Origin of the sequence: Nonomuraea sp. NPDC047897, assembly GCF_043204415.1 — a bacterium.
Taxonomy (GTDB): domain Bacteria; phylum Actinomycetota; class Actinomycetes; order Streptosporangiales; family Streptosporangiaceae; genus Nonomuraea.
In genome coordinates, this window is sequence record NZ_JBIDCC010000004.1 from 269837 (window position 1) to 293649 (window position 23813).

Genomic DNA, 23813 nt, shown 5'->3' on the forward strand with positions numbered 1-23813 from the left:
TATCGCCCTCGCCATTGACTGAGGATGGTTCGGTATCTACGATCATCCTGCAGTCACCGGATGCCCCTCCGGAGGATAACTCCGGCACTCAGGGTCAACGGTATGCAACACTATGGACGTGAGCAAGTGGGCGCCCCTACCTCCGCAAGTCACCCCTTCGGCATGGCGTGCCGTACAAGGCCGTCTGCAAGCCGAGATGAGAAGTCTGCTAGCAGATGCGGGCTTCCAGTTTCGAATTCGTGGCAGCCATGTGCTGACATGTTCACGCGATCCAGGACCCCTTGTCTACGCAACTCCCCTGCAAAACTCTGCTGGCGCCCTTAGGGCGGATATCGATCGCAAACTCAAGAAAGATACCTTTCCTGGCCCAGGCCTCCAATATGCGATCGAGGAGGCAGCAAAGGTTCCCGGATTCAATATACAAAATATTGATTATTGGATGTCCCTGCAAATAGCCTTTCTTCAGGAGGGGAATCCTGCTAAAGCGGTTCGTGATCTATGTGAGGCGCAGCCAAAGTTTCGTTTTTACCGCCTGGGGGCAACCAGGGCATTCATGTTGCGCCAATTTGTTTGGCGCATCATAGGTCATCTCATCAACGAGATACCAGCCGCGCAGATGCCTCTAGGCAGTGCTCGTCGCGACAACATGTTGGTAACTGGCCTCCTAGAGGCAGCTCAAGGTTCCTTGCTGTGCGCCCCGCTGACGGCAAGATTTCAACCATTGGCCGCTGTCCTGATGACTCGGATTGGTTCTGAAGTGGCTGTATTGCCGCACGGGAGCGGATATGTGCGAACGCCGTCTATGGGCGGGTGGCCCGTTGGCATGGGACGTCCCTCTCTTTCGGGCCGTGGCAAAGGGATTTACAAGACCGGCATCAAAACATTCCCTCCAGGGCACGCCGCCGCCATACTGGAGCGTTCGGTGTCTGGCGCTAATCGCCTCTTGTCTAAGTTCACGGACCCGACCGAATTTCTAACTAATGGATTGCTGGACTGCGACGAGCAAACCATTGCGTGGGCGAATATGCGGTTCGGTATCGATGCCATCAATAGTATGGGCTCTGAATGGGGAAAGCCTGAGGCTATCTGGTCGGCCTTCCGTGCGCTTGGCACCTTACAAGGAATTTGGGAAGGAGGTACTCAGGGAGGAGTTCCGCTCTGGGAACTACTGTCACCCGCCCGTATACGTGATCACGTTTTGCCGGAACTCGATATACCAGCGCACAGATCCTGGGCCGCTGGAATTATTGGTAACTACGAGGCGCAGTTAGTATCTGGGTTCCCGGGTCAAACGTTGGAGGAAGCTGCCCGGCACGTCCAGGAGTTGAGGCATCTTGTTCACGGCGTTGGCGGTCAGGGCAGACGCCCTAGAGATGCTCGGCTCGCTGCACTCCGCCTCGTTTCGGAGAACGAGCCGAATATTCAGCTGGTGTGTAACGTCGCGAGCTTGTGGTGGACCGCTGCTCTCTTCAGCCCCGACAAAATCGCTCGTCCCGGACGTGCGCCTTGGCAGCCATAGCTTTCTGTGATCAATGAGATGCGGCCCGAGCACGGCCGTGCGCGAGAACGGCCCCCAGGCCGCACGCGCAGCGTGCGGCCGAGCGCAGGGCCGCGCCGCCGCTTGATCTTCATAAGGACTATTCGGCAACGATCTCCGCTGTCACTGGGAAGTGGCTGTACGGCCGGGATGTAGGCCGGTAGCTTCGCGGTGTGGCTGATGACGCTGAGCTGACGCGCTGGGTGGTGCACGGGGAACGGCTGATCTACGACAACCGGTGGGTCCGGTTGGGTATGGCCGATGTGGAGATCCCTGGCGGGGAGCGGTTCGAGCATCATGTGGTGCACCTGGACCGGGCCGCCATCGCCGTCGTCGTGGACGAGCAGGATCGGGTGCTACTGATGTGGCGGCATCGCTTCGTGTTCGATCGCTGGGGCTGGGAGCTGCCCGGTGGCCTGATCGAGGCCGGCGAGGATCCCATGACTACGGCAGTCCGCGAGGTCGAAGAGGAGACCGGGTACCGGCCCAAGCAGATCGAGCACCTGGTGAGCTATCAGCCGATGGCCGGCATGGTCGACTCCGAGCACCTCCTGTTCCTTTGCCGCGGGGCCGAGCTGGTCGGCAAGCCGGAGGGCGAGGTGGAGGCCGACCGGATCGAGTGGGTTCCCATGGGGGAGATCCCCGGCATGATTGCCCGTGGTGACATCTGGACGTCGGGCACGTTGATCGGGTTGCTTCAGGCTCAGCAGCGGCTCAACGGCCAAGGGCGCGGTTGACCGCTCTCGACAGTTCCTCAATGCGGCGCCGTTGGCGGCGTGAGCCGGTCATGGTGGCGAGCTGCTTGGCGCGGTGGATGTGGGGTTGGGCGGCGTCCGGTTCGCCGGCCGCGAGGAGGGCGTGTCCGAGGTCGCAGCGGACGCCTGCTTCGGCGCGGTTGTAGGTGCCGTCCATTCCGGCAAGTGCGGAGCGGAGGTCTTCGACGGTGCTGGGGTCGCCGAAGCGGAGGAGGCAGCTTCCGCGCCAGCGGGCGAAGTGGTGGACGTTGATGGACAGGTAGGGCATGTCCGGGTCGGCGTCGCCTTCCGGCAACACGGCGGCGGCCTGGTCGAGTGCTCGACGGCAGGCGGCCTCGTCGCCGAGTACGGCTGCGGCTTCTGCTTCGGCAGAGGCAAGCCATGTCCTGAGACGAGCGGGGACGCGGTCGCGGTGGGTGGTGTGGATGTACTGGAGGAGTTCCGCGGCTTCGGCGGGGCGGCCCAGGTCCATGAGGACATACGCCTGTTCGCCGGCGACGTAGGCGAGGACGGCAGGGTCGTCGGCTTCGCGGGCGGCGGCCTTGGCGCGTTCGTAGTGGTTCCATGCGTCGTTGAGGGCGACGGTGTTGATGGCCTGCCAGCCGGCGAGTGATGCTGTTTCGGCAAGTAGGTGGGCGAGCTGTGCGCGGATGCGTGGCCGTACGGCGTGGCGGTGGGCTCGTTCGATCTGGGCCATCTGGGCGCGCATCTTGTCGGCGATGGCGACGCTGCCGAGTCGGCGGTCCTGGAGGCGCAGGTTGTTGGTGTCGGTCCGCAGGATCATGACCATGGTGTCGTCTATGGCTGCGGCGGCGTCCAGTCGAGCGGTGAGTTCGTCGGTCTGCTCCTGATGCTCGTCGTCCACATCGCCCGTGGGGGACGCGGTGTCGAGTGGGGCGAGGCCGAGCAGCATGCGGGCGTGGTCGGGCAGGTCGAGGCCGATGGCGATGCGTTCGAAGACGGCCAGTTCTTGAATGGGGCCGGCGGCGCCGTTGAGGATCTTGTTGACGCGTGGTTGCGAGAGGCCGGTTGCCGTTGCGATGCGATTCTGGCTGGCTCCGGCGTATTTGACCGCGAGTCGGAATAGTCCGGCGACGTCGCGTTTCTTCAGGATTTCCCGGCTTTCGTCGCGATCCCAGATGACGTCTGGTATCTCGATCGGGTCGAAAGCGCTCGGGCGCATGCGAAACCTCCGGAAGTCGGCTCCGAGGTGGTGCATTGCTGTGCCGCGCACTCTATATGCCACCGCTGCATATCACCGTGGGATATGTATAAACGGTCTGGCCGTTCATGCTCTGGCGCATGACAACTCCAGTCAGGTGCACAGAGTGCGATGGACGGGGATGGAAGATCGTCACTCGGCGCGGGAATGTGGCGGCGTCCATGCTGGGCGTGGTCTCCTCCGCTCAGGCTGAGTGCGATCACTGCGACAGCGCCGAGCTGGCTCCTCCGGCGGGCGAGGTGTTCGATTGGGAGGTGCGCGTCGGGGCCGGCGCCGCTGACGAGCTGGCGGCGTGCGGGTCGAGTCCGTTCCAGGCCACGGCTATGGACGAGCTGCGTAAGGCGATGCGGGGCATGCCGGCGGGGGCGCCGGTCCGTGGGCGGATCACCCTCAGCGTCTACGGTCTCGGGGCGGTGGCGGACGAGGCGTCGCGTCGCGAGGTCTTCCGGGCGTACCTCGACCCGGCCGGCTCGGTGCGGTTCGAGCGGGTGGCCGAATGAGCGCCCCGGCTCTGATCACGATCGATCCGCGTCATTCCGCCGAACTGCTTCGGCAGGCTCTGGAGCGGAACGGCGTCACGGCCGATATCCACCACGGACACGGCCTGGCGCTCGTGTCGGTTTGGGTCGGCCTCGTGGTGTGGTGCGACGGCCAGTGCTTCTGGTGGCGAACCGGCTGGAACGCGGAGCGTCGCCGCGTGATCTATGCGTGGCATCCGGCGATTGATCCGGTACGAGCCGCTCGCCGTATCTCTATGCACTATGCGGATCTTCGAAAGGCGCACCCGCTATCGCCGATGATCTCCGATCTCGTGGACGAGGCCGAATAATGGTCCGGCTTCGGGTGGTCTGCGGCGTGGGGAATGTGCGGCGTCAATACCCGCGCGTGCAACATGCGGTCGTGCTCGGGGCGTCAAAGGCGATGTGCGGCGAGGAGATCCGGCTCGTGCTGATCTTTGACTGGCATATGCCGTTCGTGCCCACGTTGTCGAGTTCCTGCCAGGAGTGCGCTCGCCTGCTGGCGCGCCGGATGGACTCATAATCCTGGCCTGACAAGTCTTGGCTCAGCCGGTACTGTGCTTATGCGGACAAGCGCAAGAGTGAACGGACGGCCAACATGAGCATGGACTTCGCCCCGCCGAAATATGCCCAGGTCATGAGGGCTATTCAGGAGCGTATCGAGTCGGGCGAGTACGCGCCCGGCGACATGCTGCCGTCCGAGACGCAGCTCGTGCGCGAGCTCGGGGTTGGGCGTACCACCGTGGTACGCGCGCTTCAGACGCTGGCCATGCAGGGATGGATCGAGCGGGAGCACGGGCGCGGGTCGTTCGTGAAAGGCCGGCCGGACAGTGACTCCGAGACGGTGCGGCCCGGCTTGACCGCCGCTGAGCAAGGTGAGACGGCAGACAGTCTCGTTGAGGTGGCGCGCGTTGCGGCGCCTCGGCATGTCGCGAAGCTGCTCGGCATCGCCGAGCGGACGCCGGTGATCATGCGTAAGCGGGTGGCGCGGCATGCGGACGTCGTCTCGGCCGTGGAGACGGTGTGGATCCCGCTGGAGATCGCCGTGGGCACCGACCTGGAGAAGGACGAACCGCTGCGCGGCGGGATCCGGCGGCATCTCCAGGCGGTCAAGCATGTGCGGTTCGACCGCATCACGGAACGGCTGTCGGCTCGTAAGCCCACCAAGGACGAAGCGGAGTTGTTGGGCTCCTCCAACCCGGTGCTCGCAGTGACGGCGACCGTGCACGACCCTGCTGGTTCCGTGCTGCTGGCCATGGCCCTGGCGCTGCCGGGCAGCCTGCACGAACTTGAGGATGTCTACAAGGTCAGGTAACTCTTACCGCGCCACTCCGGCTCAACCACTTGTGCGGACGAGTGGTCAGAGCCTACTCTCAACTCATGCGGACAAGTGGACGAGCGAACGAAGAGCTCTCCGCCGCTACTGAGAGGAACCACATGGCAATCCAGGGACCCATCCCGATCAGCTTCGACCAGGTCTTCCCGCACGGCTGCTACCTGGTGGGACAGGTCGAACAGGTCAAGGACTTCGACGCCTCCACCAACGGCCGAACCGTCTACGCCAAGGACAAGACGACCGGCGAGCCGGTCTGGCAGGTCCCCGTCATGGACGCCGACCCGACCGTGAAGGCGTCCCAGAAGACGGTCGCGGTCAAGATCCTGTCCTCGACCGAACCGCCACTGCCGCCGGCCGTGCCCGGCCTGCCGATCACTCCCGTCGAGTTCGTCGGGATGACCGTCACGCCGTACGTCGGCCAGACCGGGCGCCTGGCCTACTCGCTCCGGGCGACGGGGATGCGCCCGCCGCGCGCCAAGCAGGCCCCGGCCGGCAAGGAGGCGGCGGCGTGAGGCTCGAACCGTACACCTACGTCACGCTGTCGATGCCGCACGCCGACCACCGGTCGCGCCTCATGGTCTCCTTCCACACCAACGAGGTGCACGTCCGCGCCCGCGTGATCGACGAGCGCCGCCCGTACCTGGCGTTCAGCACCCCGGAGGCGAACGTCTCCATCTCCACCACGGGCGGCGGGCCGGTCACCGACGCCGACCTGACCCTCGCGCGTGACATCTACGCCGCCGCCGCTCGCTACCTGGCCGACTGCGAGCGCCTGCACAACCAGCAGCCGGCCACCGGCAAGGCCACCGACCAGACGGCGGCCTGACACGTAAGGCGGGGCCGCTGGAAGCGGCAACTTCCGGCGGCCCCTCGGTTCTCCCACGACTTCCACATCACGAGAGGTTCCAAGCTTATGTTCAAGCGGCTGCCTGGTGACGAGGCGCGCAACCTCGTCACCACCACGCCCGACACGGCCATCGTCTTCCGCCCGGCCGTCGTCCAGACTCCCGCCATCCTGACCCTGATCATCTTCGCCTGGCGCGTCCTCGTCGGATGCGTCCGGCTGGTGTGGCGGCACCCTGTCGCCCTCCTCATCACGTTCACGCCCGGCGCGCTCACGCTGGCGTACGACTGGCAAACCTCGCTCATGCTCCTCGCGCCTGTCCCGACCGGACTCCTGGCGTGGGCCGTCACCGACCGAGCGAGCTTCACCCGCATGATCGGCCTGCGACTACTTGCCTGGTGGCGACTCGTCTGGATCTACCAGCGGCACTGGCAAGCCGTCGTGATCGTGTCCGGGCTCGGACGGCACCTGTGGGGGCGCGACTACCTGCCACGCCTCGGCAAGGTCACCTGTACGGCGTGGGCCGACCTGGTGACCGTGCGCATGCTCAAGGGCCAGTCGGTCAAGGACTGGGCCGACCGCCTCGACCACCTGGCCCAGGGCTTCGGCGCGGCCTCCTGCCGGGTGGCGGTCACGCGGGGCGGTCGTCTGCAACTCACCTTTCCGCGCACCGACCCACTGGGCGTCCCCTTGGCGGCTCTGCCACTGCCAGACGCGCCGACCGTGGGGCCTGTCGAGGTGGGCAAGCAGGAGGACGGGCGGCCGTGGCTGCTCAAGGTGCATGGCACTCACGTCCTGGTGGCGGGCGCCACCGGGGCCGGCAAGGGCTCGATCATCTGGTCCACGATCCGCGCCCTCCTCCCGGCCGTGCGGGCGGGCCTGGTGGAGATCTGGGCGCTGGATCCCAAGCTGATGGAGCTGTCGTACGGGCGCGCGTTGTTCGGCGACCGGTACGCGGCCACGCCGGAGCAGTGCGCCGACCTGCTCGACCAGGCCGTCAACGTGATGCAGACCCGGGCGGCCCGCTTTGCTGGCCTCCAGCGGTCCCATACGCCGACGGTAGAGGACCCGTTCGTCCTGGTCGTGGTTGACGAGGTGGCGTTCCTGACCGCCTACCAGGCAGACCGGCAGCTCAAGCAGCGCATCTCCGCCGCACTGGCCACGCTCACCACCCAAGGACGCGCGGTCGGCATCGGCGTCATGGCCGCCCTCCAGGACCCGCGCAAGGAGGTCATGAACATCCGCAACCTGTTCCCCGACAAGATCGCGCTCCGGCTGGACGAGTCCGAACAGGTGGACATGGTCCTCGGCGACGGCGCCCGCGACCGAGGAGCCCTGGCCGACCACATCTCACCCGTCCCCGAGCGCGGTGCCGGCGTCGGCTACGTCCGGCTGGAGACCTCGCCCGACCCGATCCGGGTCCGCGCCGCCTACGTCTCCGACACCGACATCCGCGACATGGCCGCCACCTTTGCCGCCGGAAAGGACGCTGCCTGATGAAGGTCTGCTTCCACGGAACGGCCGAAGAACTCGAACTCGTCTCGGGCCGGCCGCTCATGGTCCTGCTCACCCGTCGCGGCCTTCCCCGGCTGCGTGCCTTCGCCCTGCTCCACCCCCGGACGCTCAAGCACCCGTACAACGGCCTGTTCCGGCTCTGCGCCGACCTGACCGAGGACGAGGGGATGATCCATGACTGACCTGCCTCGCGCCGTCCGGCAGGCCATGCCGCTGGCTCGTGAGGTGGCCGTGGAGGTCGCCAAGCAGTACGGCGTGTGCATCCGGCCGGTCCCGCTCAAGCGGCTCGACATCCACACCGGCCGCTGGGAGATCGTTGACGTCCCGTGCGGGGCCACGCTGGAGGCCAAGTGCCCGTCGTGCGCCAAGCGCAACCGGCAGCTCCGGCGAGCACAGTGCCGCGAGGGCTGGCACCTCGACCAGGAGCCGGCCATCACCCCGGACGATCCGACCGACGAACAGCGGTGGCTGGTCGAGTTCCGCGCCGACCTCCAAGCCTGCCGCGACCAAGCCGCCGCCCTCGGCGAGGACACCTCCGACTGGGACGCCGCCATCGAGGGCGTTGACGCCGAGATCAACGAGGCGGGCATGCGCGGCAACGTCCTCGGCCGCAGTGTCCCCAAGCGCAGCCGCTCGACCAGGCGACGGCAGGACGCGCCGAACCTGCCCAAGCGCCGGATGGCGCCGACCACGCTCGGGCGGACGTTCACCAGCTCGGACGGCAAGGTCTACCGGCCCTCCCTCTTTGTCACGCTCACCCTGCCCTCCTACGGCAAGGTGCGCGACGGCGTGCCGGTCGATCCGGAGAGCTACGACTACGCGCGGGCGGCTCGGGACGCGCTGCACTTCTCCAAGCTCGTGGACCGGTTCGTGCAGAACCTGCGCCGGGTCTCGGGCTATGACGTGCAGTACTTCGCCACCGTGGAGCCACAGAAGCGGCTCGCGCCGCACCTGCACATGGCCATCCGCGGCACCCTGCCCAGGGCGGAGGTCAGGCAGATCGCCGCCGCGACCTACCACCAGGTGTGGTGGCCACCGGCCGACGAGGTGCGTTTCGACGGTGACCACCTGCCCGTCTGGCAGGACGAGGCCGGCTACCTCGACCCCCACACCGGCGAGGTCCTGCCCACCTGGGACGAAGCGCTCGACCAGCTCGACGCCGACGAAGACGCCAAGCCGCTGCATGTGATCCGCTTCGGCGACCAGATCGACGTCAAAGGGGTACTCGCCGGCACCCCGGACGCCGACCAGTGCATCCGCTACCTGTCCAAGTACCTCACCAAGAGCCTCGGCGACAGCCTCGACACCGACAACCCGGCCCAGCGGGAGCACGCCGCCCGGATGGTCGAGGCCCTGCGGTTCGAACCCTGCTCTCCGAGGTGCCCGAACTGGCTGCGCTACGGCGTACAACCCAAGGACGCCAAGCCGGGGATGACGCCGGGAGCGTGCCGGAGCAAGGCCCACAAGCCCGACCACCTCGGCTACGCCGGACGCCGAGTCCTGGTCTCCCGCAAGTGGTCCAACAAGACCCTCGCCGAACACCGCCAAGACCGCCGCACCTGGGTCCTGGAAGCCCTCGGCCAACCCGGCGAACCGACCGACCCCCACCGCTACGTCTGGAAGCCCGTCCCGGCCGGCGACGCCAACGTGCCACCGCTCGCCATGCGCCTTCTCCGCTCGGTCGCCGAACGCCAACGATGGCGAACCCACATGGCCCGACTCCAAGTCCAAGCAGACGGCCTAGATCCATCGGCAATGCGAGAGGAGGCAGCGTAGATGGAGCCTCTGTTCTACCGACCGAAGGACGCGGCCGTGATGCTCGGGATGAGTCGGACGGCTGTCTTTCGACTGATCAAGAGCGGTGAGCTCAAGTCCATCAAGGATGACGGGTACCGCCTGGTTCCTCGTTGGGCGCTGATCGAGTTCGCTCGCTCCCTGGAGCTGAAGGCAGGTCTCGTGCGTGAGGAGGACGCGGCGTGATGGCGAAGAAGCCGAACGGGCGCTCGTCCATCTACCTCGGCACTGACGGCTACTGGCACGGCTGGGTCACCATCGGCATCAAGCCCGATGGATCGCCTGACCGTCGTCACCGGATGGCCAAGACGGAGGCCGAGGTAACCCGCAAGGTCGCTGAGCTGGAGGGCAACCGCGAGACAGGTCAGGTCACCAAGCCGGGCCGTGTCCCTACAGTCGCCGAGTGGATGACCGAGTACCTCGACGTGATCTGTGAACGACTCGTTGCCTCGGGCAAGATGGCTCCGCGCACGCTGGCGGACTACCGCTCCAAGACCCGCCACTGGATCATCCCGCTCCTCGGCCGGCACCGGCTGAACCGGCTCGCCCCCGAGCACCTCGACACGGCGTACACGACCATGCTCGACAAGGGCCTGTCCACAAGCACGGTCCTCAAGGTGCATCGGATCCTCTCCCGGGCCCTGAAGGTGGCGGTCCGACGAGACAAGGTCGCACGGAACGTGGCCACGCTCGTCGAAGCACCCACGGCCGCGGAAACCGAGATCGAGCCACTGACGCGGCAGGAGGCTCGCCGCATCCTCGACGTGGCCAGAACCAAGAGGAACGGCGCCCGCTGGTCGGTCGCACTCGCGCTCGGCATCCGCCAGGGCGAGGCACTCGGGCTCCGTTGGTCGTACATCGACATGGACACCGGCGAGATCCGCGCCTGGTTCCAGGTGCAACGCCAAGAGTGGCGGCACGGCTGCGACGACCCGCACGCCTGCGGCGAGAAGTGGCACCGCCGGCCATGCCACAAGAAGTGCAAGATCCACGGCCACCGACCGACTTGCAAACCGAACTGCGTCCAGTCCGGCCACGTCTGCTACAAACGGCCCTGCCTGAAGGACTGCACAGGCCATGCGGACAAGTGCTCCAAGCGAACCGGCGGTGGCCTGGTCTTCCGTCAGCGCAAGGGCAAGAGCAAGCTCACGCTCCAGTGCCCGCCCGAACTCCTCGCCCAACTCAAGGCACACCGCGAGATCCAGGACTCCGAGCGCGAGAAAGCGGGGGAGCACTGGCAGCACCACGACTTGGTGTTCGCTACCAAGCACGGCACTCCCATCGAGCGAACCGAGGATTGGAAGCTCTGGAAGGCCATCCTCAAGCAGGCCGGCGTCCGGGACGTCCGCGTCCACGACGCCCGCCACACCGCCGCGACGCTCCTCATCGAGCAGGGTGTGAACATCCGCGTCGTACAGCAGGTGCTCGGCCACACGAGAGTAACGACCACCGAGCGCTACACCCACGTATCCACACCGCTGATGCGCGACGCGGGGGAGCGGCTCGCCTCGGCTCTCTGGGGGAATCCCCAATGATGTGACCGGAAGGATCACCCGAGATGGTGCCAGGCAGCTCTCGCCGGTTAGCCGTCTGCGGCAAGGCCGACCCTGGCCGCGAGTTCGACGGTGAAGACGACCATGACGTCGTCGGTGCCCAGGTGGTAGCCGCCGGTCGGCGGCCATTCCGCCGGACTCCCCGCGGCTATCCACACGGCTTTCTCCCGCGAGCACAACCTGATCGCGTCGGGAACCCGGATGGAACCCTCGGGAGCTTGGGACCAGGCGATATCGACGCAGGTGAGTTTCTGGCCGACCAGGCTCGACCAGCGCGGGTGATCGGTCACGTCCACCTCCGCCGACCCGCCGGGTTCCCCGATCATCCGCAGGTGGGCGGTCATCGGCTCAGGGAAGACTTCCAGCCCGTAGTGGTCGAAGCTGCTGCCCCACACAGCCGAGAAACAAGCGCCGTCGTCGGTGAACAACTCCACCCCCATGGTGGGTTGGTGCCACGTCCCGAAGTCCCACTCCTCGACGTCGCGCCCGTCATCCCCGCACATCAAGGGGTAGTAGACGACCCTGTGGATACGCCTGCCTCGCAACATGGCAGCCGTACGTTCATACTCCACGGCGGTCAGCAACGACGACACGGGGACAGCATCGCCCAGTTCAGACATCCTGGGCTACCGCATTTCCGTGGCCCCACGACTCTGCGCGGCTCGGCGAGCGTTCTGGCCACAGCGCAGGCGTTGCAACTAGCACTGCAACTACGATGCCCCGAAAAGATCAAAGGCCCTCTCCCCGTTACCGGGGCGAGGGCCTTCTACCTGCGGAGGATCGGGGATTTGAACCCCGGATGGTGTTGCCACCAAACCGCATTAGCAGTGCGGCGCCATAGACCTGACTAGGCGAATCCTCCTGGAAGCCATGTGGCTCAGGACAGCGTACCGGCCTTCTGGCGAGGCGGCAAAGCGGATGCGCCCGCGAGCCCTGATGGAGGTTGTCCACCGCCTGTGGGCAACCTCCTGTGGACGAAGCCCGCCCTGTTCCAGAACGGGCTTTCGAAGTCGTCAGGCGGCGGGGTTGGCCTCGCCCTCGATCTCGATCTTGACCTTCTTGCCCACCAGCACGCCGCCGGTCTCCAGGGTCTGGTTCCAGGTCAGGCCGAACTCCTCGCGGTCCAGTTCGGTGTGGATGGAGAAGCCCCATACGGCCTGGCCCCACGGGTTGGTGCCGGCGCCGCCGTACTCGACGGTGAGCTCGACTTCCTTGGTGACGTCGCGGATCGTGAGGTCGCCGGCGACGGTGAACTCGTCGTCCGACTGGCGGGTCACGCGCGTGCTCTGGAAGGTGATCTCCGGGAACTTCTCGACGGCCAGGAAGTCGTCGCTGCGCAGGTGGCCGTCGCGGTCGGCGACGCCGGTGTCGATGCTGGCCGTCTTGATCGTGAGCTGGGCGGCCGACTCGAGCGGGTTCTCGGCGATCGTGATCGTGCCGCTGTAGTCGGAGAAGTGCCCGCGGACCTTGCTCACCATCATGTGCTTGACCATGAAACCGATGCGGCTGTGGGCCGCGTCGATGGTGTAGGTGCCGGCGGTGGGGACGGTGAGGCCTTCCCAGGTGCGGGTGCTCATGAGGTGCTCCCTAGATGCTTGTTGTGCGGATAGTTGCTACAACAGACATCTACAGGAGGAATATTCCTCACGTCAACTATCGTCCGGTAGAGTGTGAACGTGAAACCGATCGAAGACCACCGGTTGACGGCCATGGGCCTGTTGTCCGAGGTCCACGCGGGACTGGCGGCCAGGATGCAACCGGTGTTCAGCGCCGCCGGGTTGTCCGAAATCGACTTCGAGACGCTCGTCCGGCTGGGCCGTTCCCCCGGCGAACGGCTGCGCATGACCGATCTGGCCGCGCAGACCGGGCTGTCCACCAGCGGCGTGACGCGCGTCGTGGACCGCCTCGAACGCGAGGGCCTGGTCACCCGCGTGGCCTGCGCCACCGACCGTCGCACCTCCTACGCGGCCCTCACCGACGCCGGCCGCGAACGCCTGGAGTCCGTGCTGCCCCTCCACCTCGCCGACATCGACAGCTGCTTCACCGGCCTCCTGGCCGAGGATCAGCTCGAAGCCTTCCTCGCGGCCCTGCGCACGATCAGGGACGTCGTACGGCCCTGCGCTACGGCTGGGGCGGAGCGGGGATCCCCAGCTCGGACCTGAGCTTGGCCATGGCCCGCGACACCGTGCTCTTGACCGTGCCGACGCTGATCCCGAGCGTGCTCGCGACCTCGGGCTCGGTCATGTCCTCGTAGTAGCGCAGCACGACCGCCGCCCGCATGCGCTCGGGCAGCCTGCTGAGCGCCCGTTCGAGCCGCTCGTGCACCTCGCCGTACGTCTCCGACGGCTCGCAGGGCACCTCCGGCAGTTCGTCGGACGGATACTCCTCCAGCTTGCGCCGCCGCCACTGCGAGATGTTGATGTTCACCATCGCCCGCCGGACGTAGCCGTCGAGCGCCCTGCGGTCGGCGATGCGGTCCCATGCCAGGTACGTCCTGGTCAGGGCGTTCTGCAGCAGGTCCTCGGCGTCCAGGGGATGTCCGGTGAGCTGGTGGGCGGCGCGCAGCAGCGCGGGACCGCGGGTCACGACGTACTCGCGGAACTCCTCTTCCTCCGTGGTGATCTGCATCGTCGCCAGAATCGCAGCCGAACCCCCTGTTGGGGCTGAACCGGAATCAAGGATTCGGCCCGCCGACGACAAAGATCCGTCCAGGTCGGTGGCGGTTTGTACGACGCCGGATGTCATGTCCTTTCCTTGGGATGCGTATTTTGCTCCCTATGAGCCCTGGCCCGAGCGCGGTCAGGCCGGCCGTGTGACGCTGGAGACGCGACAAGGGAGGGCGGATGGGCTATCCGAACGTTGAACGCCGCCGTGTGCTCGCGGCCGCGGTGCTGGGCCGGGAGGCCGGCGTCCCCGGCCCCGAGCCGTCGGCCGAGGACCCGTTACGCGCGGTCGCGGGTGAGGTCGTCGACATCAGCCCGCACCTGGTCATCATCGAGACGCCCGAGGGCAGGGAGGAACGGCTGGTCATCGCCCCCTGGGCCACCGCGTGGCACGGCGGCGACACCGCACCGGCCGACGTCCCGATCGGCGCCAGGGTCATGATGCGGACCGTGCGCGCGGGCAAGGTCGTCGAGCGCGTGTGGGCCGACACCACCCGCATCACCGGCACGATCCTGTCCATCGAAGGGCGCAGGGACCTGACGGTCGAGCTGTCCTGCGGCCCGCACCGCGGCCACCGGACGATCGTCATCCCCTACCGGGCCACCGGCCGCGTCCAGGTCCGCCACCCCAAGCTGGAGCCCGGCTACCTCTTCGACGCGATCGGCGTCCGGAGCGACGGTGTCTGCCTGGCGTTGCTGCCGGCCACCTCCCAGCCCCCCTACACCGCGCGCGCCGTGCCCGCGCCGCCGCCCGCGTACGGCGGGGTGCAGCCGCGCCTGTCCGGCACCGCCACCTGGTCCGACGCGTTCGACGACGGCGAGCGCGGCCTGGCCTACCCCATGGTCGAGCGGTCCGACGCCGGCTGCCCCGACGCGGAGGTGTCGTGCGCGGGCCTGCCGTACCTGGCGGTCGGCTCGCTGGTCCAGGTCAAGAACGTCTGCGCCGAACGCTCGGTGAACGTGCCGGTCGTCGCGTGCGGGTGCGTGGCCGGACGGTTCTGCGATCGTTGCGTGGAGTGCGGCACGTCGCCGCGCGGCCGGATCGCGGAGCTGTCACCGTCGTCGTACGTCGAGCTCGGCGGCGACCTGGTCAAGGGATGCTTCAACGCCCAGATCGGATGGGGGTGACGCTCGTGCCGGCCTCGCAGTTACCGGTTCTCGTCGTGCTGCTCGTGCTCGGCACGGTGGCCAAGCTGGCCACCGTGCGTTCGGGTGGCGAGCCTGGCGCGCTGTCGAGGCTGGGGCCCGCCGTGCTGGTGCCGGGGCGGCTGCAGGCCCCGGCGCTGGTGGCGTGCGCGGTGGGGGAGCTGGTGCTCGCCGCCGGCCTCCTGCTGTCCACCGTCCCGGTCTTCCGCTGGGCGACCGTCATGTTCTTCGCGCTGTCCACGTACGTGCTGCTGGAGTTGCGCAGGCGGCGGCCGGACGCCGGGTGCGGCTGCTTCGGCGACGTCAGCTCGGCCCCTGTCGGCGTGCGGTCGGTCGGCAGGACCGTCGCGCTGACCGGCATGGCGGTGATGACGGTGTGGGCCGACGTGCCCGGCTGGATGACGTTCGTCCAGCCGTCGTGGTGGACGGCGGCCGGCGTGGCGCTGCTCCTGGTGCTGTCACCCGAGCTGGAGGAACTGGTCGACCGGGTGCGCTATCGCGCGCCGTGCGAGCAGCGGCGGGCGCCCGACCAGAGCGTCACGCTGGCCCGGCTGCGGGGCAGCGGGCCGTGGCGAACCCATGAGGACCTCCTGGCCTCGCCCGAGCCGTACGACACCTGGCGGGAGCTGTGCTGGCGCTTCTACGCCTTCGCGAGCAAGGACGACGGCGACGTGGTCTTCGCCGTCTACCTCAGCGGGCGCCGGCCGGTCGTGCGGGCCGCCGTGGTCAGCGCGGAGGACACGGGATCTCTGCCGTCGTATACGCCGGTCTCGGCCTGACGCTAGACAGCCGTAGATTTCCCTCGACGGGCAGCGAGATATAACTCTATTGGGCTATCTAGCTTCCCCACTAGACAGCCCAATAGAGGACTAGGAGTGCCGGCTAGATCGGTTGGGCACGGAGGAACCTCCCGAAATGCGGCACGGTGAACGCGATCTGGCCGCGCTCGGCGCTGTAGATCAGCCCCTTCTTGATCAGGCTGTCGCGGGCCGGCGACAGGCTGGACGGCTTGCGGCCGAGGGCCTCGGCCACGTCGGAGGTGGCGACCGGCTCGTCGCCGATCTGCGCCATGGCGTGCATGTAGTCGCGCTCGGCCGGCGTCGCCCGCTCGTAGCGGCTGCCGAAGAAGCCCACCGCCAGCTCCTCCTCGGCCTCCGGCGCCGACACCTTGACGTCATCGACCGTGATCGGGCTGCGCGGCGCCAGATCCCACGCCACCTTCCCGTAGGCCTGGACGAAGTAGGGATAGCCGTCGGCCGCCTCGTAGAGCGCGTCGAGGGCGTCCTGCGTGAACTCCACCCGCTCCTCGCGCGCCGGCAGGATCAGCGCCAGGTCGGCCGCCTCCCGGTCGAGCTTGTCGATGCGCGCGTAGCGGAACAGGCGCTCGGAGTAGCTCTTGCTGGCCGACAGCACGCTGGGCAGGTGCGGCAGCCCGGCCCCGACCACGATCAGCGGCCCGCCCGACTGCGACAGCTCATGACACGCGGCGCAGAGCGCCGAGACGTCGGCGGCCTGTACGTCCTGCATCTCGTCGATGAACAGCGCGATGCCCACCCCCAGGTCGGTGGCCACGCTCGCCGCGTCGACGAACAGCTCGGTCAGGTCGATCTCCAGGTCGCCCGAGTCGGCGCGGCCCCGGGCGGCCGGCACCTCGATGCCGGGCGACCAGTGCGAGGTGCCCTTGGCCGCCGCCGGATCGCGCATCGCGAACGCCTTGAGCACCGCGAGGAACTCCTCGATGCGCTCCGGCGCCCGATGGCGCGGGGCCAGCTCGCGGATCGCCATGTGCAGGGCGGCGGAGACGGGACGGCGGATCGACTGGTCGGGCCGGGCCTCGATCTTGCCCGTGCCCCACAGCCGCTGCATCGCCATGGACTTGAAGGTGTTGAGCAGGACGGTCTTGCCGACGCCGCGCAGGCCGGTGACGACCATGCTGCGCTCGGGACGGCCGCGGGCCACCCGCTCCAGCACGACCTCGAACTGCTGGAGCTCGCGGTCGCGCCCGGCCAGCTCCGGTGGGCGTTGTCCGGCTCCGGGGGCGTAGGGATTGCGCACAGGGTCCACGCTCTCGGACTTTATTGCCGGATATAGCGGCCGTCGTAGATTCGGGCAGAATGCGCTACGGCGTGTCCGGGCAGGGGCGTCCGCCAGCACGGTCATCGGACACACCCCCTCTCACCAGGCCGAACCCGTGTTCGAGTCGCTAGCGAGAACTGTAGCGCGGACTCGAACACGCATGCGATGTTTTCAGGTAAAGATCTTCGCAACGCGGCGACCTGATGCGGTAGGCGCCGCAGGAGCTCGGTGACAGCCGGGCGGCCGGCCGACGGGCTCGACGTGGTCACGCGGCGGGTGCTCAACTTGGCAGCCGTACCACCCGCCCAATAGCGTTTCGCCTCATGCGGACCTTCGCGAACGTACAGGAGCTCAAGGCGGCCGTCGGCGAGACGTTCGGCCCCACCGAGTGGCGCACGATCACCCAGGAGCAGGTCAACCTCTTCGCCGACGCCACCGACGACCACCAGTGGATCCACGTGGACGTCGAACGCGCCAAGGAGGGCCCCTTCGGCGGCACGATCGCGCACGGCTACCTGAGCCTGTCGCTGCTGCCGTCGTTCATGATGGAGCTCCTGCGCGTCGACGGCATCGCGATGGGCGTCAACTTCGGCCTCAACAAGGTCCGTTTCCCCAAGCCGGTCCCGGTGGGCGCGCGCGTGCGGGCCTCCGCCGAGCTGACCGACGTCAAGGGCACGCCCGCCGGCTACCTGTCCAACCTCAAGGTGACGGTCGAGGTCGAGGGCGAGCGGCGGCCCGTCTGCGTCGCCGAGACGCTCAGCCTGTACGTTCCCGCCCAATAGCGGCATTCTCGCCGCCGCGTGCAACAGAAGCACCGGCTCGCCGGTCCTTGGATTCGTGGACCACACGGCTGATTTCGATGAGTTCGTCCGGGCCAGGGGCGAGGCTCTCCTGCGGTACGGCTACGTGCTCTCCGGCAACATGGAGGACGCCGCCGACCTCGTCCAGGAGGCGCTGGCGCGGCTGGGCGACGCCTGGCCGCGCGTCCGCAGGAAGGACGACCCCGAGGGCTACGTCCGCACGACCATGGTCCGGCTGCACATCAACGCCTGGCGTCGCCGCCACCGGGAGGACCTGGTGGCCGCGGTGCCCGAGAACGGCAGGTTCGACCGCTACGACGACGCCGACCTGTGGGCCGAGCTGCGGCAGTTGCCCCCTCGGCAGCGGGCCGTCCTCGTGCTGCGCTACTACGAGGACCTCCCCGACGACAGGATCGCCGAGGTGCTGGGCGTCTCCCGCGGAACCGTGCGCAGTCAGGCCGCCCGTGCCCTGGACAAGCTCCGGATCGCAAGAGTGCTGCAGGAGGCGCGATGAGAAGCGAAGAGGACCTGATCCGGACCCTGCGCACGGCCGCCGGCCATGCCGGTTCCGACGGCCTGGCGAGCGCGGTGGCCGCCCGCCGGCGGGTACGCCGCGTCCGGCAACGGATCCAGATGGTGCTGGCGGCCGCCGCTGTGGTGGTCGTCGCGGGTGGTACGGCGGCCGTCCTGTCCCGCGGGGGCGAACAGGTACGACCGGCCGTCACCGTCACCGCCGTCCCGGCCACGCCGACCGTGCAGGAGGCGGTGGCGGAGCAGAAGATCCGGCCGGCGGCCGAGGTGTGGCCCGGGGCGGTGGTCACGATGCCGGCCAAGGCCGCCGACGGCTGGAAGTACCGCCCGGTGACCGGCCTGAGTCCTACCGAGGTGCTGGTCAGCGCCGAGTCGTCGTTCGAGAAGGCGGGCCGGCTGGAGGTGTACGACTCGGCAGCCAGGAGCGCGCGCGTGCTCGGCGACGTGCCCGCCCCCGAGGGTGTGAAGGGCTACTTCGTCCAGGACTTCGAGGTCGGGGAGCAGCACATCGCCTGGTACGGCACGACGCCCAACACCCCCGACAAATGGGCAGATTTCTGGATCATGCCCAGGGCGGGCGGCACGGCGAAGCGCGTGGGGGAGGTGACGGGCCCCATGTCGGAGGTGGATCGCATCGGCGTCACCGGCGACTCGGTCGTCTGGTCCGTCGAGCAGGGCGGCGTCTACCGCATGCCGCTGACCGGCGGCGCCCCGGAACGCGTCGCCGACGGGCTCCATCTCATGTCCTGGCCGTTGGCGGCCGGCTACGCGACGGGCGGCGAGAGCGGCAGGAAGACGCAGGACCGGGTGGTCAACCTGGAGACAGGGCAGACGGTCACGGTGCCGGCGCCCGCGGGAGTCACGTTCCTGGCATGCGGTCCGGTCTGGTGCTACGGCGCCGACGACGACAATCGGACGATCGTCCAGCGGCACGACGGATCCGACCGCAGGGACCTGCCGGCGGCAGTCCGCCTGCACGGCATGAGCGAGCTCCTCGGTGACCGCTTCGCGCTGCTCATCGCGTACCAGCGTGGCAACCCGGCCAAGGAGTACGTCCCGCGCGTGGCCACCTACGACCCGGTCACCGGGTTGACGGGCGGCATCAGCAGGATGCCGTCCGACGGCGGAGGAGGCGGCTTCGGCCGGGGCATCTCCTCCTCACCCACCACGATCGTCTACTGGGACGAGGACGTGAGGCACGTCGACGTGTGCAAGACCAGGAGCGGGTCCCGATCGTGCACCACCAAGGAGCGGGGCGGCGGCAAGGAGCTGACCGTGCTCAACCTGGCGGCCGTCACAGCAGGGGACTGACGATCGCCGCCAGGGCCACCACGCCCAGCAACCCCAGGTAGGCGAGCACCAGCCGGGTGTCCCGGAGCAGGCACTTGCTCCGGGACAGCCCGGCCCGCCGCGCCTTCCAGTAGCCCGCGAACCCCAACACCGCGAACCCCAGCACCGCCCACGGCCCCAGCAACCAGGCCAGCAGCGCCACGGTCGCGTACACGCACAACCGCAGCGGATCGTACGGCCCGGCCTGCCGCGGCGCGCTCACGACAGGACCTCCAGCGGCGCGCTCACGACAGGACCTCCAGCGGCGCGCTCACGACAGGACCTCCAGCGGCGCGCTCACGACAGGACCTCCAGCGGCACCCGCACCCGCGGCTGGGAGGCCACCGCCGACAACCGCTGCGCGGCGAGCTGTGGCCAGGCCTGCACCGCGCAGAACGGCGCGCACTGGTCCTGATCGGCGCGCGTCCCCACGTGCACGCAGCACTGCGTCAGCCGCTCCTCGATCATCGTCGAGATGTCCATGAACGGCTTGACCGTGATCCGCACCACCCGCTCGCCGAGCATCCGGCGCAGCTTGCGACGCCGGCCCGGCAACGCCGACGACGCCAGCGTGAGCAGGGTGGACACGCCGAGGTCGCAGTTCTCGCAGATGTCCCGCCACAGGTCGCCGATCTGCGGGTGCGACAGGGACGACTGCTCCGACAGCAGCCCCAGCAGCGACTCCTGGACGGCCAGCCGCAGCTCGCGCGGGATCTCGCTGTCGGCGATGCGGTTGGAGACCAGGCCGAGGTTCGCCTTGAGCCGGTCGTGGCCCATCAGCGCGACCAGCGAACGCCACTGCCGCGCGTCGTCCCGGATGAGGTAGCCGACCGAGCAGCAGTGCGGGTGTGAGCACGGCAGCGCGGTCAGGTCGCGCCAGGTCACCAGGCCGTCGGTCTGCGGCCCGAGTCGCCGGAGCACCCCCGTGTGGGTGAGCCGGTCCATCGGGTCGAGCGCGCCGCTCCGGCCGGAGCCGAACTGCGGCTGCAGCGACACGCCGCCCACGTACGGCGTGTCGAGGGCCAGCCGTACGACGTCGCCGAGCTCACCGTCGTTGACGCCGAGCGCCGCCGTCATCACCAGCGTGGTGAAGATCTCCCGCTCGGACAGCCGCCGTACGGCCTGCGCCTTGAGCCGCCGCAGGTCGCCCCCGCGGTGGTGCCGGGACGCCTCCGCCGAGCCGCCGTCGTACTGCAGGTAGACCTCGACCCGCTCGCGGTGCTCGGTGAGCAGGTCGAGCAGGTCGTCGTCGCGGGCGACGAGCACGCCGTTCGTGTTGACGAGGATGCGCGTCACCGGCCGCTGGACCAGCTCGCGCAGCAGCAGCGGGAGCTCCGGGTGCAGGGTCGGCTCGCCGCCGCTCAGCATGAGCACGTCCAGCTTGCCGTTCTCGCGGGCCAGCCGCTGGTCGACGTTCGCGAGCACCTCGGCGACCGGCACCACGCCGCTCAGATCCGGCGAGCTGCCGGCGAAGCAGGTCGGGCAGCGCAGGTTGCACGCCTCGACGATGTCCTCCAGCAGGATGCAGGTGTGCTGCGTCTGCATCTCGGGGAGCCCCCGAAGGTACGCGCCGGGCACCGGCGCGAAGTTGCCGGCAACGTCCGGGACGTGCTGCTTCGTGGGAGCGGTCCATTCCTCGAGGTACGCGAGGATGTCCGGGTCCTCGTCGTACAGGGTACGGACCAGCCCGTGCTCGCGGCACCCGCGCTCCAGCCACACCCGGCCGTCGCGAACGGCCAGGTAGCCGCTCAACCGCTCCACCTGGTCCAGGTCACGACCGTGGCAGCGCGGGCAGAACGCGTTGACGTACCTGAGGACGCGGTCCCCCCTCAGTCCCATTCCCGTACTCATACCGCGACCTTCCGCCCGACCAGGGCATCGTAGTAACCACGCCGCCACCCGTACGCGACCCTGATCCCGAGCAGCAGCATCCCCGGGATCAGGAACCACTGCGGCCGCGTCAGATCCAGCCACACCGTCTCGTTCGCCCGCACGAACTCCACCACGAACCGGAACACCGCGTAACCCGCCAGATAGAGCGTGAACAGCTCACCCGGCCGCGTCAGCCGCCCGCGCGCCCACACCAAGACACCGAACGCCACCAGGTGGAACACGATCTCGTAGCCGAACGACGGATGCATGGCCTGCCCGGCCAGGCAGCCCGGGCACTCGGGCGTCGTCACGGGCGCGTACACGCCCCACGGCAGGTCCGTCGGCCGGCCCGGCGCCTCCGTCAGGAGACACCCGATCCGCCCGACCGCCATCCCCAGCGCCACCGCCGGCGCGAACAGATCGCCCGTCCGCTCCCGGTAGCCGATGACCCGCTTGGCCACCAGCACGCCGACGTACGCCCCGGTCAGGCCGCCCAGGATGCTCCGCGAGCCGTACAGCCACAGCTGCGACAGCTCCAGCGTCTCCAGCCAGCCGGCCAGCCGCATCCCGATCGCCCCGCCCACCAGCGCCCCGGTGACCGCGACCAGCGACTGCTCGTTCAGCGCCCCGCGCCGCCGCGCCTCCCGGGCGAAGACGACAGCCGCCACGAACACCCCGAGGCCGACGAAGATCTCGTGCAGCGGCATGTCAGCCGTACAGCGCCGGATTGAGGCCCGTGCAGAGCCCAGCCGTCACGATGGACCACAACGCCCAGCCCAGCATCAGGCCGAGCCCCGAGCCGGTCGCCCACGGCCGCCGCACGAACAGCAACCCGGCCCCGGCCCCCAGCCCGACCAGCGCCAGCAGCACGGCCCCGGCCGCCACGATCCAGGTGCTGAAGCTGCCGTCGTTGCTGCCGCTCATGGCGGCGACGAACACGAGGAAAGCGCCGACGGCGTTGATGATGCTGTACACGGTGATGCCGACGAGCGCGAACGCCACCACCAGACCGACGGACCCGCCGGACGTCGGGGGCGGGGGAGGCGGCTGCCACCCCCCGTACACCCCGCCCGGCGGCGGACCGTCATAAGGAGGCCCGGAGGGGGGAGGCGGCCCACCGGCGATCGGCGGTCCGACAGGAGGCGGTGCACCGCCGGGGTGCGAGGCTCCTGCCGAAGGCGGCGATCCACCGGGCCCCTGCGGTCCGGGCCCCTGCGGTCCGGGCCCCTGCGGTCCGGGCCCCTGCGGTCCGGGCCCCTGCGCCCCGTTGTTCACTGGTGGCACCCAACCCTGTCCCGCGGCCCCGCCCCTACCTTCCGGTGACTCCGGCGGTGGTGTGTTCATCACCCGAACCCCCCAATCCCCAGCAAGCGTAGGGCTACGGACCGCTTTTGTATGTACCGATTCGTCCACCCCGGAACTCCCACCGCGAGCCCCGACACCTCCACGACCAGCCGCACGAGTCCAGACGGCAGCGGCGCCCGGCCACCTCCAGCCCCACACCGGAGACGACCCGACGGTCACCGGACGACGTCCACCCTCAGCCACGCACGCGCTACACCTCCTCCGCCGAGCAGTAGTCCGAGTAGTAGATCGCCGCCTGCACCCGGCTCTTCAGCCCCAGCTTGTTCAGCACCCGGCTCACGTGCGTCTTGGTAGTCGCCTCCGCCATGTCGAGCTCCTTGGCGATCTCCGCGTTCGACAGCCCTCGCCCGATACAGGCCAGCACCTCCCGCTCGCGCGGAGTCAACCCGGCCGCCCCCGCGCCGGGCGAATCCCGCCGCAACGGCTGCTCGGCGAACGCTGAGATCAACCGCCGCGTCACTGCGGGAGAGATCAACCCGTCCCCTCTGGCGACGACCCGCACCGCCTCCACCAGCGCGTCGGCATCGGTGTTCTTCAACAGGAACCCGGCGGCCCCGGCCCGCAACGCCCCGAACACGTACTCGTCCACGTCGAACGTCGTCAGAATCAGCACATCGGCCACCCCGGCCAGCTCACGCGTCGCGGCGATCCCGTCCAGCCGCGGCATCCGAACATCCATCAGCACCACGTCCGGCCGCGTCTCCCGAGCCAGCGTCACCGCCTGCTCCCCGTCGGCGGCCTCGCCGACCACCTCGATGTCGTCGGCCCCGTCCAGGATCAACACGATCCCCGCCCGCACCGCCGCGTGATCGTCAGCGACCAGCACCCGAATCATCACCCTGCCTCCAACCTGCCCGAAGGCCCCTTCCAACCCCCGATCACGCCTGCCCGGCCCAATCGCCGCTCCCGACCCTCGATCGCCGCTCCCGACCCTCGATCACCGCTCCTGACCCTCGA

Annotated in this window: 28 protein-coding genes and 1 tRNA gene; 18 read left to right on the plus strand and 11 right to left on the minus strand. The window is 68.6% G+C overall.

The window, feature by feature from the left end; translation table 11 throughout:
• Positions 1 to 118: 118 nt before the first annotated feature.
• Together ACGF0J_RS11205 and ACGF0J_RS11210 are read left to right on the plus strand one after the other, a co-directional pair.
• On the plus strand, positions 119 to 1519 hold the full coding sequence (locus tag ACGF0J_RS11205; RefSeq protein ID WP_393144429.1) for a hypothetical protein: 1401 nt from the start codon (positions 119 to 121) through the stop codon (positions 1517 to 1519).
• 224 nt (positions 1520 to 1743) lie between these two features.
• Positions 1744 to 2274, plus strand: a complete 531-nt coding sequence (locus ACGF0J_RS11210; RefSeq protein WP_393144971.1) for an NUDIX hydrolase — start codon at positions 1744 to 1746, stop codon at positions 2272 to 2274.
• Here the strand turns inward: ACGF0J_RS11210 and ACGF0J_RS11215 are convergent.
• The gene (locus tag ACGF0J_RS11215) at positions 2252 to 3475 is read right to left on the minus strand and encodes an XRE family transcriptional regulator (RefSeq protein ID WP_393144431.1); all 1224 of its coding nucleotides are present in this window, start codon (positions 3473 to 3475) and stop codon (positions 2252 to 2254) included. The two genes, ACGF0J_RS11210 and ACGF0J_RS11215, sit on opposite strands and share 23 nt — an antisense overlap.
• A 200-nt stretch (positions 3476 to 3675) precedes the next feature.
• On the opposite strand from ACGF0J_RS11215, the gene ACGF0J_RS11220 reads away from it, so the two are divergent.
• From ACGF0J_RS11220 to ACGF0J_RS11265, 10 genes are all read left to right on the plus strand, one after another.
• On the plus strand, positions 3676 to 4014 hold the full coding sequence (locus ACGF0J_RS11220) for a hypothetical protein (protein ID WP_393144433.1): 339 nt from the start codon (positions 3676 to 3678) through the stop codon (positions 4012 to 4014).
• The gene (locus ACGF0J_RS11225; protein ID WP_393144435.1) at positions 4011 to 4343 is read left to right on the plus strand and encodes a hypothetical protein; all 333 of its coding nucleotides are present in this window, start codon (positions 4011 to 4013) and stop codon (positions 4341 to 4343) included. Before ACGF0J_RS11220 ends, ACGF0J_RS11225 begins: the two co-directional genes overlap by 4 nt.
• A 287-nt stretch (positions 4344 to 4630) precedes the next feature.
• Positions 4631 to 5347: a GntR family transcriptional regulator gene (locus ACGF0J_RS11230; protein WP_393144437.1), complete on the plus strand. Its 717-nt coding sequence runs from the start codon at positions 4631 to 4633 to the stop codon at positions 5345 to 5347.
• 122 nt (positions 5348 to 5469) lie between these two features.
• On the plus strand, positions 5470 to 5880 hold the full coding sequence (locus ACGF0J_RS11235) for a plasmid replication, integration and excision activator (RefSeq protein WP_393144439.1): 411 nt from the start codon (positions 5470 to 5472) through the stop codon (positions 5878 to 5880).
• Entirely contained in the window at positions 5877 to 6194 is a 318-nt protein-coding gene (locus ACGF0J_RS11240; RefSeq protein ID WP_393144441.1) for a hypothetical protein, read from the plus strand. Before ACGF0J_RS11235 ends, ACGF0J_RS11240 begins: the two co-directional genes overlap by 4 nt.
• A gap of 87 nt (positions 6195 to 6281) precedes the next feature.
• Entirely contained in the window at positions 6282 to 7709 is a 1428-nt protein-coding gene (locus ACGF0J_RS11245; protein WP_393144443.1) for an FtsK/SpoIIIE domain-containing protein, read from the plus strand.
• Complete coding sequence (locus tag ACGF0J_RS11250; protein WP_393144445.1) at positions 7709 to 7909, plus strand: hypothetical protein; 201 nt, start codon at positions 7709 to 7711, stop codon at positions 7907 to 7909. Before ACGF0J_RS11245 ends, ACGF0J_RS11250 begins: the two co-directional genes overlap by 1 nt.
• The gene (locus ACGF0J_RS11255) at positions 7902 to 9503 is read left to right on the plus strand and encodes a replication initiator (protein ID WP_393144447.1); all 1602 of its coding nucleotides are present in this window, start codon (positions 7902 to 7904) and stop codon (positions 9501 to 9503) included. The genes ACGF0J_RS11250 and ACGF0J_RS11255 overlap by 8 nt, the downstream gene beginning before the upstream one ends.
• On the plus strand, positions 9504 to 9707 hold the full coding sequence (locus ACGF0J_RS11260) for a helix-turn-helix domain-containing protein (protein ID WP_393144449.1): 204 nt from the start codon (positions 9504 to 9506) through the stop codon (positions 9705 to 9707).
• Positions 9707 to 11056 carry a tyrosine-type recombinase/integrase gene (locus tag ACGF0J_RS11265; RefSeq protein ID WP_393144973.1) on the plus strand — a complete coding sequence of 450 codons (1350 nt, stop codon included), beginning with the start codon at positions 9707 to 9709 and terminating at the stop codon, positions 11054 to 11056. Before ACGF0J_RS11260 ends, ACGF0J_RS11265 begins: the two co-directional genes overlap by 1 nt.
• Positions 11057 to 11103: 47 nt before the next feature.
• On the opposite strand, the gene ACGF0J_RS11270 is transcribed toward ACGF0J_RS11265, so the two are convergent.
• The 3 genes from ACGF0J_RS11270 to ACGF0J_RS11280 form a co-directional block, all read right to left on the minus strand.
• Positions 11104 to 11577, minus strand: a complete 474-nt coding sequence (locus ACGF0J_RS11270) for a hypothetical protein (RefSeq protein ID WP_393144451.1) — start codon at positions 11575 to 11577, stop codon at positions 11104 to 11106.
• A gap of 270 nt (positions 11578 to 11847) precedes the next feature.
• Positions 11848 to 11936, minus strand: a tRNA-Ser gene (locus ACGF0J_RS11275).
• 151 nt (positions 11937 to 12087) lie between these two features.
• Positions 12088 to 12651: a YceI family protein gene (locus ACGF0J_RS11280; protein ID WP_393144453.1), complete on the minus strand. Its 564-nt coding sequence runs from the start codon at positions 12649 to 12651 to the stop codon at positions 12088 to 12090.
• A 99-nt stretch (positions 12652 to 12750) separates the two neighbouring features.
• On the opposite strand from ACGF0J_RS11280, the gene ACGF0J_RS11285 reads away from it, so the two are divergent.
• Positions 12751 to 13236, plus strand: a complete 486-nt coding sequence (locus ACGF0J_RS11285; RefSeq protein ID WP_393144455.1) for a MarR family winged helix-turn-helix transcriptional regulator — start codon at positions 12751 to 12753, stop codon at positions 13234 to 13236.
• Here ACGF0J_RS11285 and ACGF0J_RS11290 read toward each other — a convergent pair.
• Positions 13196 to 13702, minus strand: a complete 507-nt coding sequence (locus ACGF0J_RS11290) for a SigE family RNA polymerase sigma factor (protein ID WP_393144457.1) — start codon at positions 13700 to 13702, stop codon at positions 13196 to 13198. The genes ACGF0J_RS11285 and ACGF0J_RS11290 overlap by 41 nt on opposite strands.
• Positions 13703 to 13917: 215 nt before the next feature.
• Here ACGF0J_RS11290 and ACGF0J_RS11295 point away from each other — a divergent pair, with 215 nt between their 5' ends.
• Together ACGF0J_RS11295 and ACGF0J_RS11300 are read left to right on the plus strand one after the other, a co-directional pair.
• Positions 13918 to 14865, plus strand: a complete 948-nt coding sequence (locus ACGF0J_RS11295) for a hypothetical protein (RefSeq protein ID WP_393144459.1) — start codon at positions 13918 to 13920, stop codon at positions 14863 to 14865.
• Positions 14856 to 15662: a MauE/DoxX family redox-associated membrane protein gene (locus tag ACGF0J_RS11300; RefSeq protein ID WP_393144461.1), complete on the plus strand. Its 807-nt coding sequence runs from the start codon at positions 14856 to 14858 to the stop codon at positions 15660 to 15662. The genes ACGF0J_RS11295 and ACGF0J_RS11300 overlap by 10 nt, the downstream gene beginning before the upstream one ends.
• 103 nt (positions 15663 to 15765) lie before the next feature.
• Here the strand turns inward: ACGF0J_RS11300 and ACGF0J_RS11305 are convergent, their stop codons facing one another.
• Complete coding sequence (locus tag ACGF0J_RS11305) at positions 15766 to 16947, minus strand: AAA family ATPase (RefSeq protein ID WP_393144463.1); 1182 nt, start codon at positions 16945 to 16947, stop codon at positions 15766 to 15768.
• Between the two features lie 335 nt (positions 16948 to 17282).
• On the opposite strand from ACGF0J_RS11305, the gene ACGF0J_RS11310 reads away from it, so the two are divergent.
• From ACGF0J_RS11310 to ACGF0J_RS11320, 3 genes are read left to right on the plus strand one after another with little or no spacing between them, the layout of a single operon-like run.
• Positions 17283 to 17741: a MaoC family dehydratase gene (locus ACGF0J_RS11310; RefSeq protein WP_393144465.1), complete on the plus strand. Its 459-nt coding sequence runs from the start codon at positions 17283 to 17285 to the stop codon at positions 17739 to 17741.
• A 55-nt stretch (positions 17742 to 17796) separates the two neighbouring features.
• Positions 17797 to 18273: a SigE family RNA polymerase sigma factor gene (locus ACGF0J_RS11315; protein WP_357902203.1), complete on the plus strand. Its 477-nt coding sequence runs from the start codon at positions 17797 to 17799 to the stop codon at positions 18271 to 18273.
• Positions 18270 to 19601 carry a hypothetical protein gene (locus ACGF0J_RS11320; protein ID WP_393144467.1) on the plus strand — a complete coding sequence of 444 codons (1332 nt, stop codon included), beginning with the start codon at positions 18270 to 18272 and terminating at the stop codon, positions 19599 to 19601. The genes ACGF0J_RS11315 and ACGF0J_RS11320 overlap by 4 nt, the downstream gene beginning before the upstream one ends.
• Here ACGF0J_RS11320 and ACGF0J_RS11325 read toward each other — a convergent pair.
• The 5 genes from ACGF0J_RS11325 to ACGF0J_RS11345 form a co-directional block, all read right to left on the minus strand.
• Positions 19585 to 19842 carry a hypothetical protein gene (locus ACGF0J_RS11325; protein WP_393144469.1) on the minus strand — a complete coding sequence of 86 codons (258 nt, stop codon included), beginning with the start codon at positions 19840 to 19842 and terminating at the stop codon, positions 19585 to 19587. The two genes, ACGF0J_RS11320 and ACGF0J_RS11325, sit on opposite strands and share 17 nt — an antisense overlap.
• A gap of 74 nt (positions 19843 to 19916) precedes the next feature.
• Positions 19917 to 21458, minus strand: coding sequence for a radical SAM protein (locus ACGF0J_RS11330; protein ID WP_393144471.1), 1542 nt, complete (start codon positions 21456 to 21458; stop codon positions 19917 to 19919).
• A gap of 8 nt (positions 21459 to 21466) precedes the next feature.
• On the minus strand, positions 21467 to 22198 hold the full coding sequence (locus ACGF0J_RS11335; RefSeq protein ID WP_393144473.1) for a prolipoprotein diacylglyceryl transferase: 732 nt from the start codon (positions 22196 to 22198) through the stop codon (positions 21467 to 21469).
• Between the two features lies 1 nt (position 22199).
• The gene (locus ACGF0J_RS11340) at positions 22200 to 22496 is read right to left on the minus strand and encodes a hypothetical protein (protein WP_393144475.1); all 297 of its coding nucleotides are present in this window, start codon (positions 22494 to 22496) and stop codon (positions 22200 to 22202) included.
• A gap of 550 nt (positions 22497 to 23046) precedes the next feature.
• On the minus strand, positions 23047 to 23691 hold the full coding sequence (locus ACGF0J_RS11345) for a response regulator (protein ID WP_393144975.1): 645 nt from the start codon (positions 23689 to 23691) through the stop codon (positions 23047 to 23049).
• Positions 23692 to 23813: the final 122 nt, after the last annotated feature.